Source organism: Arthrobacter sp. BG5 (assembly GCF_056680155.1).
The window spans coordinates 1919637-1935301 of the sequence record NZ_CM155268.1 but is presented as its reverse complement, the minus strand read 5'-3'; the positions used below and the strand labels follow the sequence as shown (position 1 = coordinate 1935301).

Genomic DNA, 15665 nt, shown 5'->3' with positions numbered 1-15665 from the left:
GGAATCATGTCAGAACCAGAATTTATGGAAGCGCAAGCCCCGCGGCCGGGCTTTACCGTCGAGACCGCGAAGGTCCTCGCCGAGGTCGCCCACAACCGGCAGAAGGATAAGCTCAAGCGGCCGTACCGCGAGCACGTGATCGCCGTCGGTGATGCGCTGGCCGACTTCGATGACGACATACGGATTGCCGGCTACCTGCACGACATCGCCGAGGACACCCCGATGACCCGGCAGGCGCTGCTGGAGATGGGCGTTTCCGAACGGGCCGTGGACATCATCGAGCGCGTCACGAAGCGCCTGCACGAGAACCCGGACGACTACCAGGCCGGCATCCGGTACATCGCCGAGGACCACGACGCCACCCTGGTCAAGATCGCCGACAACGCGCACAACTCGCTGCCCGAACGGGTCAGGGCACTGGCCGAAAAGTGGCCGGACAAGCCGCCGGTCACCCGCTATGACGACGCCCGGCCGGTACTTTACGCCGCGGTTCCGGTCGAGGAGACCCGCAAGATCCTGGCCCGGATCAACCCCTGGCTGCTCGAGGAACTCGATGACATGCTCGACGAGGCCGACGACACCGACTACGAGAACCTCTCCTACGACAGCACCCCGGAGGGCTAGACCCGGCCCAGCAGGTCGATGTCCTCCAGGAACTCCTGCTGCACTTCCGCGCTGACGGTGGTCCGGGTGTCCGCGATCGCGTCGAGGTAGTCCTGGGTCGCCGGGCCCTTCCGGACCGCCTCCCGGAGGGAAGCGCCGTCGGACGCCCCACCCCCGGAAGCCGCCCCGCCGTCGTCGTACACCGCTTTCTCCAAGGCGCGCTGGGAGGCGCTCCGGGCCGCGTATTCAATGTCCGCCGGGGAGAAGCCTTCGGTGCGGTCCACCAGCAGCTCCACGTCCACATCGTCCACCACGGTGGCGGGGATGAAGCGCTGCCACATGGCCTCGCGGGCCAGGCGGTCCGGCAGGCCGATCGGGATGACGTAGTCGAAGCGGCCGTGGCGCAGGAACGCCGAGTCCAGGGCACGGATGAAATTGGTGGCGCAGACCAGCAGCCGGCCGGGCTGTTCGCGGAACGCCGGAATGATCTTCAGCAGCTCGTTGGTGACGCCCTGTAGCGGGGACGGCGGTTCGCCGGAGCGCTGTGAGGCGATCTCCTCCACCTCGTCGATGAAGACGACGGCGTGTTCCAGCTCGGCGATTTCCAGGAACGTCTCGCGCAACGCGCCGGCCAGGCCCATCGGATCAGCGGCGAGCCGGGAGGGGAAGACCTCCACGAAGGGCCACTCCAGCCGGGATGCAATCGCCTTGGCGAAGGTCGTTTTGCCGGTGCCGGGAGGCCCGAACAGCACGACGGCGCGCGGCGGCACCACGCCGTACTCATCCGCGAGGTCGGCTTCGGCCAGCGGCAGCACGAGCCGGCGCTCCAGCAGTTCCTTCTCTTTGCGCATGCCGGCGACGTTTTCCCAGAGGTCGCGGGCCAGGATCCGGCCGCCCAGCTGGCTCAGCGGCTCCAGTTCCTGGCGCTGGACCGGGATTTTGCGTTCGAAGTAGCGCAGGTTCTTCTTCAGTACGAACCCGCGGCTCAGGAACGCCTCGACGCGGGTTTCGGACTCGGGCATCAGCGCGGAGAGTTTGTTCAGCCCGTGCGGGGCCATCCGGCTTTCCACCGAGGCCAGCAGCGAGGTGCCGATTCCGCGGCCGCGGAACTCCGGCAGCGTGGCCAGGAAAACGATCCAGCCCTGGTCGTGCGCGGCGCGGCCGACGGCGGCACCCACCACCTGCTCGCCCTGCACCGCCACGACCGCGTGGTCCTTTTCGCACGAGGCGAGGACCTCGGAGAGGGCGTAGACCGGCTCGACATTCGTGGCCTTGAGGGATTCCCACAGGTGCAGGATCCCGTCAAGGTCGGCCGAATGGAAATCCCTGATGCGCCAGTTGGTCATGTGGTGTCTCCCGGGTGGTTCGTCGCTGAGCCAGGTGGAACTGTTCCTCCGAGCTTAGGCGAACCGGGCGGGACCGGAGCGCCCCGGGGCCCTCCATTACGCCGCCCCGCGGCCAGTTGGGCCAGGCCGCGGGGCGCGGACGCCGGAGGGCAGGGGGCTAGCGCGGGTCCGCGCTGGCTCCGGTGCCGGGGCGGTTGGCCACCAGCGGGGCCGGGCCGGTGAAGCCGTCTCGGACCGCGGCGATCTCCAGGATGCGGTGCCGGCAGAGGCGCCAGCCGAGCATCAGAGCCGGAATGATGACGACGAGGGACGCGATGGTCCAGGTCCCCACCGGCGAGTCGAACGCCATCAGGACCAGCACCGCCAGCAGGAAGGCCAGCGTGATCCAGCCCGTCACAGGTGCGCCGGGCATCCGGAAGGCGGGCCGGAGCAGTTCCCCGCGGGCCGCAAGCCGGGCCAGCTGCATCTGGCACAGGACGATCATGGCCCAGGTGCTGATGATGCCCAGCGATGCGACGTTCAGGACGATCTCGAAGGCTTCGGCCGGGACTATGGCGTTGAGGATGACGCCCAGCACGGCCACGCCGGCGGTCAGGGCGATGCCGCCGTAGGGGACGCCGGCTTTGTTCATCCGGGCGGCGAATTTCGGCGCGGACCCCGAAACGGACATGGAGCGCATGATCCGGCCGGTGGAGTAGAGGCCGGCGTTGAGCGAGGACAATGCCGCGGTCAGGACCACGAGGTTCATGATGGCGTCCACGCCGTCCACCCCGATGGAGCCGAAGAACGTCACGAACGGGCTTTCGCCGGCCTTGTAGGAGCTGTAGGGAAGCAGCAGCGAGAGCAGCACGAGGGAGCCGACGTAGAACACGGCGATGCGCACGATTACGGTGTTGATGGCCCGTGGCATGATCTTTTCCGGGTTTTCCGTCTCGCCCGCCGCGGTGCCGATCAGCTCGATCGAGGCGTAGGCGAACACGACGCCCTGCATCACCACGATGGCCGGCAGCAGGCCGTTGGGGAACAGGCCGCCGTTGTCCGCGATGAGGCTGAAGCCGACCTGCTGGCCGGCGACGGGGGTGCCGAAGATGACGAAGTAGATGCCGATGAGCAGGAAGGACACCAGCGCCACCACCTTGACCAGGGCGAACCAGAATTCGAGCTCGCCGAACACCTTGACGCTAATGAGGTTCAGGCCCAGCACCAGGATCAGGGCGGCCAGGGCCCAGGTCCACTGCGGTACGTCCGCGATCGGCGCCCAGTACTTCTTGAAGAAGTTCATGTAGAGGGCGACGGCGGTGATGTCCACGATTGCGGTCATGGCCCAGTTCAGCCAGTACAGCCAGCCGGTGACGAATGCGGCCTTCTCACCGAAGAACTCGCGGGCGTAGGAGACGAACGAACCGGAGGACGGCCGGTGCATCACCAGTTCGCCGAGGGCGCGCAGGATCATGAAGGCGAAGAAGCCGCAGAGGGCGTAGCTGATGATCAGGGCCGGGCCGGCGGCGGCCAGGCGGCCGCCGGCGCCCATGAACAGGCCGGTGCCGATGGCGCCGCCGATCGCGATCATCTGGACCTGCCGGGGTTTCAGGCCCTTGTGGTAGCCCTGGTCCTCGGCGTGCAGCGCGGCCTCGGAGGCGTGGGCGTGCGCCGGGATGGTGTGGTCGGAGACGGCGGCCTGTGGGGCGGGCGGTTTCTGGGCGCGGGCAGTGTCGGGATAAGTCATGGTGATCCTTTGGGGGTTGGGGGGTGCGCTACTTGCTCAGGTTGGCCAGACGCTGCGGGCTAAGTAGCTCGGTGAGCTGCTCGGCGGTGAGCAGCCCGTGTTCGAGCACGAGCTCCGCGACACCCTTGCCCGTGGCCAGGGCTTCCCGGGCGATTGCGGTGGCGGTGGCGTAGCCCAGGTGCGGGTTGAGGGCGGTGACGAGGCCGATTGACTGCTCCACGGTGAGGCGGAGCCGTTCGGTGTTGGCGGTGATGCCCCGGACGCAGCGTGCCGTGAGGGTGCGGCAGGCGGCTTCCAGGTGGGAGATGCTCTTGTGGAGGCTGTGGACAATGATTGGTTCGAAGGCGTTGAGCTGGAGCTGCCCGGCCTCGGCGGCCATGGTGATGGTGACGTCGTTGCCGATCACCTCGTAGGCGACCTGGCTGACCACCTCGGGGATGACGGGGTTGATCTTGCCGGGCATGATCGAGGAGCCGGACTGCACGGCGGGGAGGTTGATTTCGCCGAGGCCGGCGCGCGGGCCGGAGGAGAGCAGCCGGAGGTCGTTGCAGATTTTGGACAGTTTCACGGCGACGCGCTTGAGCACGCCGGAGAGGTGCACGAAGGCGCCGACGTCCTGGGTGGCTTCGATCAGGTCCACCGCCGTGACGAGCGGCAGGCCCGTGATCTCGGCCAGGTGCCGGCAGGCGGCCTCCGCGTACCCCGGCGGGGCGTTCAGGCCGGTGCCGATCGCCGTGGCGCCAAGGTTGATCTCGTGGATCAGCAGGTCGGCTTCGGCCAGGCGGAGCCGGTCCTCGCCGATCGTCACCGCGTAGGTGCCGAACTCCTGGCCGAGCGTCATGGGGACGGCATCCTGCAGCTGGGTGCGGCCCATCTTCACCACGGTCCGGAATTCCACCGCCTTGGCGGCGAAGGCCTCTTCCAGCTCGGTCAGCGCTTCCAGCAGCTCCCGGGCGGCGAAAATCGTGCCGAGCTTGACCGCGGTGGGGTAGACGTCGTTCGTGGACTGGCTGAGGTTGACGTGGTCGTTGGGGTGCAGCCGCGCGTAGTCGCCCTTCGGGTGTCCGAGGATTTCCAGGGCCCGGTTGGCGATCACCTCGTTGGCGTTCATGTTCGACGACGTTCCGGCGCCGCCCTGGATGACGTCCACCACGAACTGCTCGCTGAGTTTGCCGCTCATCACGTCGGTGCAGGCGTCCTCGATGGCCCGGGCGCGCTCGGCGTCGAGCAGTCCGAGCTCGTGGTTGGTGCGGGCGGCGGCCAGTTTCACGGCGGCCAGCCCGCGGACCAGGTACATGTTGGAGGACAGCGGCTGGCCGGTGATGGGGAAGTTCTCCACGGCCCGGAGGGTGTGGACACCCCAGTAGGCGTCGGCGGGAACGTCCCGGTCGCCCAGGAGGTCATGTTCGGAGCGGAAGGCGGCGGGATCGTCGAGCGGGGTCATGGCGGTGGTCCTTAGCGGGCGTCGGGGGCGGTGAAAGTGTCGGGGGAAGCGAGGAAGTCGGTGGCCTGCACCAGCCCGACGGGCCGGCCGCCGCCCAGCACCGGGGCCGCGGCGAGGCGCGCCAGGGGAGAGGTGTCGACTTCGAGCGCTGCCAGGAGCCGCACGGTGGCGGGCATCCGGGCGCGGTCTCCACCGTCGGAGATTTTCACGGCGGCGGCCCGGCCGTCGGGCAGGCCCACCAGCTGGACGCCCTCGAAGCCGTCCTTTGCGAGCAGTCCCGGGACCAGGCGCATCAGCGCGGTGACGTCCCGGTCCTCGCCCGCCACCATCCCGGGGTGGCGGCGCATGGCGTTGGCGACGGCGGCTTCCGCGCTGCCGGTTCCCGTGGCCGAGGCCAGCGTGCCGAAGGCGCGGGCCATGCCGCGCAGGGTGAGGGCGAAGAGCGGGGTGCCGCAGCCGTCGGTGGTGGTGCGCTCCGGCTGCTCGCCGGTCAGCTCCGCCACGGTCCGGGCCACGAGTTGCTGCAACGGGTGCGCCGGATCCAGGTAGCCGCGGACGGGCCAGCCGTTGACGAGGCAGGTGGCGGCCATCGCGGCGTGCTTTCCGGAGCAGTTCTGCGCCAGCCGGGTGGCCTGCCCGCCGCCGGCGAGCCATTCCTCGCGTTCGCGGACGCCGTAGGGGAGGTCGGTGCTGTTTTCGAGGTCTCCGGGGTTGAGGCCGTGCAGTTCGAGGATGCGCAGCGCGCCGTCGCGGTGGATGGCGGCGCCGGAGTGGCTGGCGGCCGCGAGGGCGAGGAGGTCCTTCGGGAGGTCGAGGCCTGCGCGGACCATGGCAACGGCCTGCAGGGGCTTGAGGGCGGAGCGCGGGTAGAACGGGGCGAGCGGCTCGCCGGCGGTCAGGAGGGTCCGGCCGTCCGCCGCGGTGGCGATGGCCGACCCGTAGTGGACGCTCTCGGCGAGGCCGTCGCGGGTTTGGACCGCGAGCGGGACGTGCTGCGGGAGCGTCGCCGGGGCCGGTGGAGTCGGAATGTGCGCGACGGCAGGGGAAGTCATTGCGTCCTTAGCGGTGGAGTTGTTCGTTGCTGGTCATGCTGCTGTTGCGGAGCCGGCCCGGGGGCCGGGATCACACTTCGGCGCGGGGGTGCAGAATCGAGGCGAGGGCAAGGCCAACGGCGTGCAGGTGCTGGCTCATGGCGATGCGGGCCGTTGCTGGGTCGCCGGCTTCGATGGCGGCCAGGATGCGCCGGTGCTCCTCATCGGAGGCGTGCTGGCGGTCCGCCACCATATTCAGGGTTTCTGACTGATGGGCCAGGGCCTCGCGGATGTCCGCGACCACGTTCTCGAAGACCTTGTTCCGGCTGGCCTTCGCGATCAGGGCATGGAAATTCGAGTCCAGGCCAACCCACACTTCGGGGTCGTCCTCGGCGGTCATGGCGGCGACGATGTCGCGCATGGTGTCCAGTTCCTCGGCTGAGCGGCGTTCCGCGGCGAGCCCGGCGGCAGGAACCTCAATGTGGGGCCTTGCCTCGGTGAGATCCAAGGCGGAGTACTGGCCAAGGACCAGGTCTTTGGCCACATGGTCGGCGACGACGAATGTGCCCCGCCCGGTCCGGGTGACGGTGAGTCCCAGAGCGTTGCAGGAACGCAGGGCCTCGCGGACCACGGAGCGGCTGACACCGTACTGCTGGGCGAGTGTGGCCTCGGAGCTTAGTTTGGCGCCGATGCCGAGTTTGCCGGATTCGATCTCGGAGCGCAGGACGTTGAAGACCGCTTCGGCCGCGCTCAGGCGGGCGAGTGGTTGTCCGGCTGTCCGGCTGTCTGACAGGTTCACACTTCAAATATGGCAGAGGTCACATTGCACTGTCAAGCGTCCCCCGCGGTCGGAAGGCGCCCGAGCGGGCACTTGGGGCCCAAAAAGTGCGCGGTGAGGGCCCCAAGTGCCCGTTCGGCCTCAGCCGGCGAGTCTAGAGGCCGGCCAGCAGTTCCTTCATTTCCTTGATTTCGTCCGTTTGCGAGGCCGCGACGTCCTTGGCCAGGCCGGTCGCCTCCGGGTCCTTGCCCCCGCGGACCTCCGCGTTGGCCATCTCGACGGCACCCTCGTGGTGGGTGATCATCTGGGTTAGGAAAAGCCTGCTCGCCTCGGTGCCTGCGGCGGCGTCGAGCTTCTTGAGTTCGTCGTCGCTCAGCATGCCGGACATGGCGTGGCCGCCAGGCATTCGGGTGGGTTCATTCCAGCGCTGAAGCCAGCCGGTCATCCGGTCGATCTCCGGGCCCTGGGCAGCTTTGATCCGGCCGGCCAGTGCGGTCACCTTGGCGTCGATGCCCTGCTTCTTGAGCATCATCTCGCTCATCTCCACGGCCTGGGCGTGGTGCGGGATCATCCCCTGGGCGAACATGGTGTCTGTGCCGTTGTGGTCCGCGGTTGCGGGCGCGGAGCTCGGGGCGGTGCTGCTGTGGTCCATGCCGGGCATGCTGCCGCCGGAGCTGGTGCCTGCGCCTGACGTGGTGCCAGCGCAGCCGCTCAAGGCGATGACGGCGGCAAGGGCGGTGGCGGAAAATGACAGTGCTTTATTCATCAAGAATCAGTCCTTTGGGAATCCGGCGGGCGCCGGCGTCGGACGGTGCGCCGCATGAGATGCGCGCACCCGGTTGGGGGGCGGAGGTGCCGCCTCAGCGCGGCACGGGTCCCCTTTACGTCCGGCTGATGGACAGCTCACTCGGCGTCGGGGTCGCCGGAAGGTACGAATAGGGGCGGACCTGATCTGTTGCAGGCGTGCTGCGCGGCTGGTCCGCGAGCACTGCGGTTCCCGGCGGGGGAGCGCTGAGGGAGGCGCCGGAGGGCGCCGGGGTGCAGGTCGCGTGCGCAGCGTGCTGATCGCCGCGGTCTCCAGCGCAGACGCACGACGACGTCGGCTCCGGAGTTTGGTGGAGGGCCGCCGGGCCGGAGTGGCCGGAGTCGGGGTGGCCGGACACAGGGTGGGCGGATGCGGGGTGGGCGGATGCGGGGTGGTCGGATGCGGTGGATGCCGCGTCGGTCCCGGAAGCCGAGGGCCAGATCGAGGCGTGCGAGGCGTGCGCGCCGGCAAAAACATGCATGCCGAGCAGCCCGGCGACTAGGGCGAGAATGGCGCTCAGCAGGGCGGCGCGCGTGAGTGCGGCTGCCGGTTTGCGCATGGGTACTGTGACCATTCCTGCCTCCCCTCCTCACGGCTGATGTCCCGCACTTCAGGCTACCTGTGTTCAACGATGGCCCCAGTCATTGTGTTCCACGTCCGGCGGTGTCATCAGTTGGTACACCGCTGGAGATATGACAGTATCTGCGTATGAATGCAGATATGCAGGTTGAGGTCGACAGCCCCCATGTGGAGCTTGCGGTCGAGGTGTTTTCCATGCTGGCCGACGCTACGCGGGTCCGTTTGATCCTCGCTTTGGGGGACGGCGAGCTGCCGGTCAATGCGCTGGCCGAGCGCGTGGCGAAACCGGCCTCCGCCGTCTCGCAGCACCTGGCCAAGATGCGGCTGGGCGGTATGGTCGCCACCCGGCAGGAGGGCACAAAAGTCTTCTACCGGCTGCAGAATGAGCACGCCCGCCAGCTGGTGATGGATGCAATCCACCAGGCCGAGCACGCGCTCGGCACTGCCCCGGGACACGGCGCGTGAGCGGGCCGGGTAGCGCCCTGGGCCAGCACGGCCACGGCGAACACGACGACCATGAGCATCCGCATGACCATGACCACGCGCATGACCATGATCATCCGCATGACCATGACCACGCGCATGACCATGAGCATCCGCATGACCATGACCACGCGCACGATCATGACCACCCCGCCGGGCTGAAGGGCTGGCTGCACGCGCTTTTCGTCCCGCATTCCCACGACGCCGCGGACTCCATTGACGAGGCGCTGGAATCCAGCGCCCAGGGAATCCGCGCCGTCAAGGTCTCACTCCTGGGCCTGGGTGCCACCTCGCTCTTCCAACTGGCGATTGTGCTGATCAGCGGCTCGGTGGCGCTGCTGGCTGACACGGTCCACAACTTCTCCGACGCGCTGACCGCCGTGCCGCTGTGGATCGCGTTCCTGCTCGGCATGCGAAAACCCACCCGCACCTACCCGTATGGCTTCGGCCGCGCCGAGGACCTTGCGGGACTCTTTATCGTCGCCATGATCGCCCTCTCCGCGGTGGTGGCCGCCGTCGAGTCCATCCGCCGCTTCTTCGAACCCCAGCCGGTACAGAACCTCGGCTGGGTGCTCGCCGCCGGCCTCGTGGGCTTCGCCGGCAATGAGCTGGTCGCGATTTATCGGATCCGGGTTGGCCGGCGGATCGGTTCGGCCGCGCTGATCGCCGACGGCGTCCACGCCCGGACCGACGGCTTCACCTCGCTCGCCGTGGTGGCCGGGGTGATCGGCGTCTGGCTCGGGTTCCCGCTGGCCGACCCGATCGTGGGACTGTTGATTTCGGTGGCGATCATGGTGCTCCTGTGGGGTACCGTGCGCGACGTCGGACGGCGGCTGATGGACGGCGTCGACCCGCAACTGAGCGACGCGTTGGCCGCCGTCGTCCGGGAGCGCACTCAACCGGGCGGGACCTCCCGGCTGCGCTGGTCCGGCCACCGACTGCACGCGGAGATCACCGTCCCCCTCGATCCTGACGCCCGGCTGGCCGATCTCGCCTCGGTGGCCGCACGCCTGGAGGAGGGCGCCAGGGCCGCGCTGCCGCACCTTGGCTCGGTGACGGTGGTGCCTTCGGCAACTCGGCCTCTGGGATCAGATCCCCAGTGAGGCGAGGCTCTGCCGGAGCGTCTCGGCCGAGTGGTGGAGCGAGGCGAGTTCGCCTTCGTCCATAGGCGTCTCAAGGACCGCGCGCACGCCGCCCTGGCCCACGATGCTGGGCAGCGACAGGGCGACGCCGTCGATCCCGTATTGCCCGCCCAGCACGGTGGACACCGGCAGCACCGCGTTTTCCGAGCGCAGCAACGCCTCCACGATCCGGGCGCCGGAAAGCCCGATCGCGTAGTTCGTGGCGCCCTTGCCCGCGATGACTTTGTACGCGGCCTGGGTGACTTCGCGGGCGGTTTCGGTGAGGTAACCGGGTGTGAAGATGCGCTCGCCGTCGACTTTCCAGTCGCGGATTGGTACCGGGCCGATGGTCGCGCCGGACCACACCGGGAACTCGGTGTCGCCGTGTTCACCGACCATGCTGGCATGCACGCTGCTCACGGATACCCCGGCGCGGTGGGCCAGCAGCCAGCGCAGCCGCGAGGTGTCCAGCACGGTGCCGGAGGAGAAAATCCGGGAGGCCGGCAGGCCGGTGATCTTCTGCGCGGCGACGGTCAGGACGTCGCAGGGGTTGGTGACCAGGACGTAGACAGCGTCCGGGGCGTGTTCCAGCAGTTGCGGCATGAGCTGCTCGAGGATGCGGACGTTCGTTCCGGCCAGGTCCAGCCGGGTCTGGCCGGGCGCCTGTTTGGCCCCGGCGGTGATGACCACGACGTCGGCGCCGTCGGTAACGCTGATGTCCGCGCCGCCGTTGACGGTCGCCGCCGCCGCGGTGAACTGGGTGCCGTGGGCCAGGTCCAGCACCTCGGCCTCGGCCTTGGCCGCGTTGACGTCGAAGAGCGCCACGTGGCTGGCCGAACCGCGGATCAGGGCGGCGTAGGCCAGGGACGTGCCGACGCTGCCGGCGCCGATGACGGCCAGTTTGGTGCCGGAATGTGCGCTCATGAGGCTCTCCATCTTCTGCCGGTCAGCCGGCGGGCGTTCCGACGGTGCCGGCTGTTTCGCCGCCGTCGATGACGAATTCGGCGCCGGTCACGAAGGAGGATTCCTCGCCGGCCAGGTAGACGGCGAGGTTTGCGACCTCCGTGGGCTGGCCGATCCGGTGCAGCGGCACATGGCCCGTGTCAAAGGTCATGCCCTCGGTCATGGGGGTCTGGATGACGCCGGGGTGCACCGAGTTGACCCGGATCCCGTCCCGCCCGAGGTCCAGCGCGGCGGCCTTGGTCAGTCCCCGGACACCGAATTTCGACGCGGTGTAGCCGGCGAGGTTTTCGTAGCCGCGCAGTCCGGCGATGGAGGAGACGTTGATGATGGAGGCGGAGCCGGCTCTGGCCAGTGCGGGGGTGGCGGCCTTGATGCCGTTGAAGACGCCCGTGAGGTTCACCTCGATGATCCGGGCCCACTGCTCGTGCGGGTAGTCATTAATCCGGCCAAAGTTCACGATGCCCGCGTTGTTGACCAGGATGCTCAGGCCGCCGAACGCGGTGACTGCCTCGTTGACTGCGGCGTCCCAGTCCGCTGGGCGGGTAACGTCCAGGTGCACGTAGCGGGCGCCGTCGCCGAGTTGGGCGAGCAGTCGGGCGCCGTCGTCGTCCAGGACGTCGCCGACGACGGTTCTTGCCCCCTCGTCAAGGAATTGCCGCGCGATCGCGGCGCCGATGCCGCGGGCGCCGCCGCTGACCAGGGCAACTTTGCCGTCCAACCGTCCCATGCTGGTTCCCTTCCAAGGCGCAACCGTCAGCGCTGTACCGTCTGCGACGGGCCGGCCGTGATCCGGTCAGCTATCCCAGCTTGGCCGTGGGGGACGGGATTGGGCAGGGCCGTTGGGCCCAGCCCTGCGGCCAGCGGGCGGCGGGGAGGCCGACGTCGGGAGTCCGCTTAGAGGTGCTGGATTCCGGCCCGCTGCATGGCGTCCTTGTAGACCGCGACGTTTTTGGCCAGGAGTTCTTCCTGCTTGGCCGCCGAGACGGCGAAGGCGCGGCCGCCTAGGGCGGTGGCCTTGTAGATCTTGACGCCGCGGTTCTTCAGTGAAGAGTGGTAGGTCTTTTCGAACAGCGTCAGGAAGGCGTGGGCGTCGGCACCGTGCGCGATGATCGCGGAGGTGCGCTTGTTGATCTTCATGAACTGGCGGAAGGGGCGCAGGCCGTCGGTCTTTTCCTGGACGTTAAGGGCCGAGGGGAGCTCCGGGTCGCGAACCCAGGGGTACGCGTTCCACGGCATCACGTACCGCGGGTCAAGCTCGACTGCTTCGTAGATGGAGGTGGCGCGGCGTGCTGCCTCATCCTCGTTGAAATGCGAGACGAACCCTGATTCGCAGCCCTTGCCGGGCGCAATATGGAGACTGACGATCCGGCATTCGTCCTCGTCATGGACGGGGTCGATGTAGGGGACTACGGACCCCGGCTTCTTCTCCATCAGTTCGTCGCAAAGTTGTGTCACGGCCGCGATGTTCGGTTCCTGCAGCAGGGTCTTCTTTTCGTCCCAGTCAATCGTCACGATTTCTCCCTCAGCACTCGGCGTCCAGAATCAGGCGTCTTGTTCCACTCTACGCTTCTGCGCCGGAGCGCGTTCCCGGGCGTCGCGGAAGAGGCGCTGGACCCCTAGTCACGGCTCCGGGGCCAGGCGTACGCTTAAAGCGCCTGCAGGTAACCACTTGATTAAGCCGGGTCGTTCTGGACATGAAAATGTCCGAGCCGTCTCATAGCGAGATCGCGAAGGTACCTGCAGGTCCTGTGTTTAAGGGCTTAAGGCGGTCCCTAGCTCCCGGCGGCTGGCGCTCCCAGAATTCCTAAAGCGGGCGCGGGCAAGCACCACTAGGCCCTCTGACGTGGGGTCAGCTTCCGCCATACACCCGGCCGCATTTAAGAACAGCCGCTCAGCGGCACCCACCGCGGCCTCGTTCGAACAGGACGAGCATACGGGGCGCCTCGGACGAGGGCGTTGGTCTCGCAGATTCACTTGGGTGTCGGATTCATTGAACCAGCACGTCAGAGGCGTGCCCGCGCTGGAGGCTCGATAGGAGTCTGGCCTCAGAAGCGGCAGCCACTTCCGTTCCGTTCGGCATGGGGCGCTTGCGCAGTTTCGCGCGGTGCCGAAATTCCCGCTTCCCGCGCGAGTCCGCGGTGGGGTACACGGTTGCCGGAGGGGGCGCTTCCAGGCAGGGGCGGGGCGGTCGAGTAGTAGCTGTGTCCGGTGGGCGTCGTGAGTTGGAGGGTGTGCCGCCCGGGGCCGGGCCGGGGTTGGGCGCTCCAGCCGGGGGTTTCTTTGGTGTGGTTGCAGGCTTCGCAGAGTCCGGCGCCATTGCTGAGACTGGTGGTCCCACCGTCGTGCCAGGGGACTATGTGGTCCAGGTGGCGGATGGGGGCGTCGCAGTAGGGTGTCCGGCAGGTGTCGTCGCGGGCCTGGATGAACCGGCGGAGCCCTGCGGGGAAGAGCCGGGCGCGGGAGTCCATGGCGATGAGTTCGCCGGTGCCGGGAGCGGTGTAGAGCCGGCGGAGCCAGGTCGTGAAGGCGCGTTCGTCGGCCGGGCCGCCCGGGCAGCCGGTGCCCGAAGTCGGCTCACCGCCCGGGCCGCCTGCGGCACCAGCGGCGCCGGTGTCCGGGGCTGCGCCACCGAAGTCTTTGAGCAAACTTCTGGCCCACCCGGCGGGGACGATGCCGTAGCCGGGGAGGCGGACGGGTTCGCTGTCGGCCTGGAAGAGGGTGCGGTCTGCCATGACGAGCTGGATTTCGATGCCGCTGATCCCGCCGGCTTTCCCGGTGGTGCGTTCGACCAGTCTGTCGGCCTTCAGTTGGTCCCGGGTGCGGGTGTCCCCGCCGGCGCGGGCAGCGTCCGCGTGCCGGGTGAGGGCGGCGTGAACGGCAACGCCCTGGCTGACCGGCAATAACGCGGTCAGGTAGCACATGGTGTCGGGGGCCGGGCGGAGGGTGACGTGGCGTTCGGCTTCGGCGTGGGCGGCGCGCTGGGTAATGGAGCGCGGGTCGCGCCGGTAGGCGGCGGCGCGGGCCGCGGCGATGATGGCGCGGTCCCCGGCGCCGTCGAAGGTTCCGGCGTCGGGGGCGAGTTCTTCGTCCACGGCGGCCCGGTCCGCGGCGGACAGGGAGGCGGTTTCGCGGACCAGCAGGGTGGCGCGCCATTCGTTGACCTGGCCGGTTTCCAGGGCGGCGAGGGTGTGCGGCATTTCGGTGACGAGGGCTTTGGCGAGGCCCAGGAGCCGTCCGCCCTTGGCGGGGGATTCGCGCCGTGCGAGGGCGATCTGCGCAGCGACGCCGGTGCCGAGCTGGTCCGCGGGAGCCCCGGCGTCGGCTTGTTCGCGGCGCTGGGACAGGTCGAAGGCGACGGCGTCCCGGGCCTGCCGCGCGGCAAGGGCGGACTTGAGGTCCTCCAGCTCGCGTGTTTCGTCGATCAGGGCCGCGGCGCTGGCCGGCGCCGGGATCCCGGCCAGCATCCGCGCGAGGTCCGCGACCGTTACGCTGTCCGTCAGAGCCACGTCGGGCCCTTGCTTGCCGTCCATGGAACCCAGTCAATCAGGCACCTGTGACAATTAAAGCGGCCGCGGAACCAGCGCTTCCGTAGGCTTCAAAAGGACCGCAGCGCCCCGAACCAAGGAACCCATGCCGACCAACAAAAAGTCATTGAAGCAGGACGGGTTCACCGGGTTCCGGCCGCTCGCGGAGCTGGACATCAACCGGATCCCGCAAAAACCCGGCATCTTCGCGGTGCTGTTGCCCGAGAGCCCCGGGACGGGCAACGCCCGGCCACAGTTCCTCGCCAAGAGCACGGCGGGCATCTTCAAGAAAAAGGACCCAACCCTGAAGGCCGAGGCGCTGGACGCCGAATGGGTCGACGGCGCCGACGTCCTCTACGTCGGCAGGGCCGGTCCCGGGAGCAAGGGCAACCGCGGGCTGCGCCGGCAGATCCAGGAATTCGTCGACTTCGGCAAGGGCAAGCCGCCCGGTCACTGGGACGGGCGGTTGATCTGGCAGCTAGCCGCCGCCAACAAGCTGGTCATCGCCTGGAAGGAGCTGCCCGTTGAGCAGCTCGCCGCGGCCGAAGCCGGCTACCACGCCGCGTTCGTCGAGGAACACGGCCGCCTGCCATACGCCAACTTGGTCCAGGCCCGGGTCAACGGCGCCTAGGCATCAAAGACGCCTCGCTGGGAACTCTAGGCGGCCCTCCAAGAGAAGACTTTGTTGTCTGAACTCGTATAGCGCGCCTCGGTAATGTTCGTTCCTTCGACGACTGGCATGATGATCCAGCCACGGGCGCATTCGCCCCAATTCAACGCGCCGTCGCCGTTGGGGTACAAGGGCGAGACCGGGTTCCCCGTGTATCCAGTCGACCCTTGGTACACGCCGTTGTTGGAATCCCGGAGGCTCCAACGCTGCGATGACACGCCCGGCGTGGACTGTCCGTCCTTAGGATCCTCGCCGACACAGACCTGCACCTCGAACGCGGCGATGTCCTTGTTGTACTCGTCCTTGATTTGCTTGAAAGCGTAAAAAGTGGCCGTTGTCCCTGATGCCCGCACCGTTACTGTGGTTCCCGGCGCAAGGGGGGCCTTGGCTGGAACCGCCGCAACCGGAGCGGGGGTAACTGTCTGGGTGACCGTCACGGTCGGCGCTGCGGCCGGGCCGGTTGCGGGCGCTGAACAAGAAGCCAACAAAAAGGACAGGCAAATCAAGAGGGAGATCTTCTTCATCGTGCTTCCAAGAGTAGGAACTTGGGAAATAGACGAATTTCCGTCACCGAAGGTACTTCACAAGGGAA

Annotated in this window: 16 protein-coding genes; 4 read left to right on the top strand and 12 right to left on the bottom strand. The window is 68.2% G+C overall.

All coding sequences use genetic code 11. The annotated features are described in order from the left end of the window. Positions 1 to 6: 6 nt before the first annotated feature. The gene (locus AC1MBE_RS08910) at positions 7 to 624 is read left to right on the top strand and encodes an HD domain-containing protein (RefSeq protein ID WP_479777434.1); all 618 of its coding nucleotides are present in this window, start codon (positions 7 to 9) and stop codon (positions 622 to 624) included. On the opposite strand, the gene AC1MBE_RS08905 is transcribed toward AC1MBE_RS08910, so the two are convergent. From AC1MBE_RS08905 to AC1MBE_RS08875, 7 genes are all read right to left on the bottom strand, one after another. Further along, entirely contained in the window at positions 621 to 1949 is a 1329-nt protein-coding gene (locus AC1MBE_RS08905; protein WP_479777432.1) for an ATP-binding protein, read from the bottom strand. The two genes, AC1MBE_RS08910 and AC1MBE_RS08905, sit on opposite strands and share 4 nt — an antisense overlap. Positions 1950 to 2106: 157 nt before the next feature. Beyond that, on the bottom strand, positions 2107 to 3675 hold the full coding sequence (locus AC1MBE_RS08900) for an amino acid permease (RefSeq protein ID WP_479777430.1): 1569 nt from the start codon (positions 3673 to 3675) through the stop codon (positions 2107 to 2109). Positions 3676 to 3703: 28 nt separating this feature from the next. Next, a complete protein-coding gene (locus AC1MBE_RS08895) occupies positions 3704 to 5119 on the bottom strand; it encodes an aspartate ammonia-lyase (protein ID WP_479777428.1) in 1416 nt (471 codons plus the stop codon). A gap of 11 nt (positions 5120 to 5130) precedes the next feature. Then, positions 5131 to 6171 carry an asparaginase gene (locus tag AC1MBE_RS08890; RefSeq protein ID WP_479777426.1) on the bottom strand — a complete coding sequence of 347 codons (1041 nt, stop codon included), beginning with the start codon at positions 6169 to 6171 and terminating at the stop codon, positions 5131 to 5133. A gap of 70 nt (positions 6172 to 6241) precedes the next feature. Next, positions 6242 to 6949, bottom strand: a complete 708-nt coding sequence (locus AC1MBE_RS08885; RefSeq protein ID WP_479777424.1) for a FadR/GntR family transcriptional regulator — start codon at positions 6947 to 6949, stop codon at positions 6242 to 6244. Positions 6950 to 7082: 133 nt separating this feature from the next. After that, positions 7083 to 7694 carry a DUF305 domain-containing protein gene (locus AC1MBE_RS08880; protein ID WP_479777422.1) on the bottom strand — a complete coding sequence of 204 codons (612 nt, stop codon included), beginning with the start codon at positions 7692 to 7694 and terminating at the stop codon, positions 7083 to 7085. Positions 7695 to 7809: 115 nt separating this feature from the next. Further along, positions 7810 to 8307: a hypothetical protein gene (locus AC1MBE_RS08875; RefSeq protein ID WP_479777420.1), complete on the bottom strand. Its 498-nt coding sequence runs from the start codon at positions 8305 to 8307 to the stop codon at positions 7810 to 7812. Between the two features lie 134 nt (positions 8308 to 8441). On the opposite strand from AC1MBE_RS08875, the gene AC1MBE_RS08870 reads away from it, so the two are divergent. Continuing rightward, positions 8442 to 8777 (top strand): ArsR/SmtB family transcription factor, encoded by a 336-nt coding sequence (locus tag AC1MBE_RS08870; protein ID WP_479777418.1) that lies wholly within the window; start codon positions 8442 to 8444, stop codon positions 8775 to 8777. After that, a complete protein-coding gene (locus AC1MBE_RS08865) occupies positions 8774 to 9898 on the top strand; it encodes a cation diffusion facilitator family transporter (protein WP_479777416.1) in 1125 nt (374 codons plus the stop codon). Before AC1MBE_RS08870 ends, AC1MBE_RS08865 begins: the two co-directional genes overlap by 4 nt. Here the strand turns inward: AC1MBE_RS08865 and AC1MBE_RS08860 are convergent. The 4 genes from AC1MBE_RS08860 to AC1MBE_RS08845 form a co-directional block, all read right to left on the bottom strand. Then, complete coding sequence (locus AC1MBE_RS08860; RefSeq protein WP_346958882.1) at positions 9884 to 10840, bottom strand: L-lactate dehydrogenase; 957 nt, start codon at positions 10838 to 10840, stop codon at positions 9884 to 9886. The genes AC1MBE_RS08865 and AC1MBE_RS08860 overlap by 15 nt on opposite strands. Before the next feature lie 22 nt (positions 10841 to 10862). After that, positions 10863 to 11606: a glucose 1-dehydrogenase gene (locus AC1MBE_RS08855; protein ID WP_479777413.1), complete on the bottom strand. Its 744-nt coding sequence runs from the start codon at positions 11604 to 11606 to the stop codon at positions 10863 to 10865. Between the two features lie 167 nt (positions 11607 to 11773). After that, positions 11774 to 12391 (bottom strand): uracil-DNA glycosylase family protein, encoded by a 618-nt coding sequence (locus AC1MBE_RS08850; RefSeq protein ID WP_479777411.1) that lies wholly within the window; start codon positions 12389 to 12391, stop codon positions 11774 to 11776. Positions 12392 to 12924: 533 nt separating this feature from the next. Continuing rightward, positions 12925 to 14343, bottom strand: a complete 1419-nt coding sequence (locus AC1MBE_RS08845; protein ID WP_479782545.1) for an HNH endonuclease — start codon at positions 14341 to 14343, stop codon at positions 12925 to 12927. Positions 14344 to 14509: 166 nt separating this feature from the next. On the opposite strand from AC1MBE_RS08845, the gene AC1MBE_RS08840 reads away from it, so the two are divergent. Then, positions 14510 to 15034: a hypothetical protein gene (locus tag AC1MBE_RS08840; RefSeq protein WP_479777409.1), complete on the top strand. Its 525-nt coding sequence runs from the start codon at positions 14510 to 14512 to the stop codon at positions 15032 to 15034. Between the two features lie 26 nt (positions 15035 to 15060). On the opposite strand, the gene AC1MBE_RS08835 is transcribed toward AC1MBE_RS08840, so the two are convergent. After that, a complete protein-coding gene (locus tag AC1MBE_RS08835) occupies positions 15061 to 15597 on the bottom strand; it encodes a hypothetical protein (protein WP_479777407.1) in 537 nt (178 codons plus the stop codon). Positions 15598 to 15665: the final 68 nt, after the last annotated feature.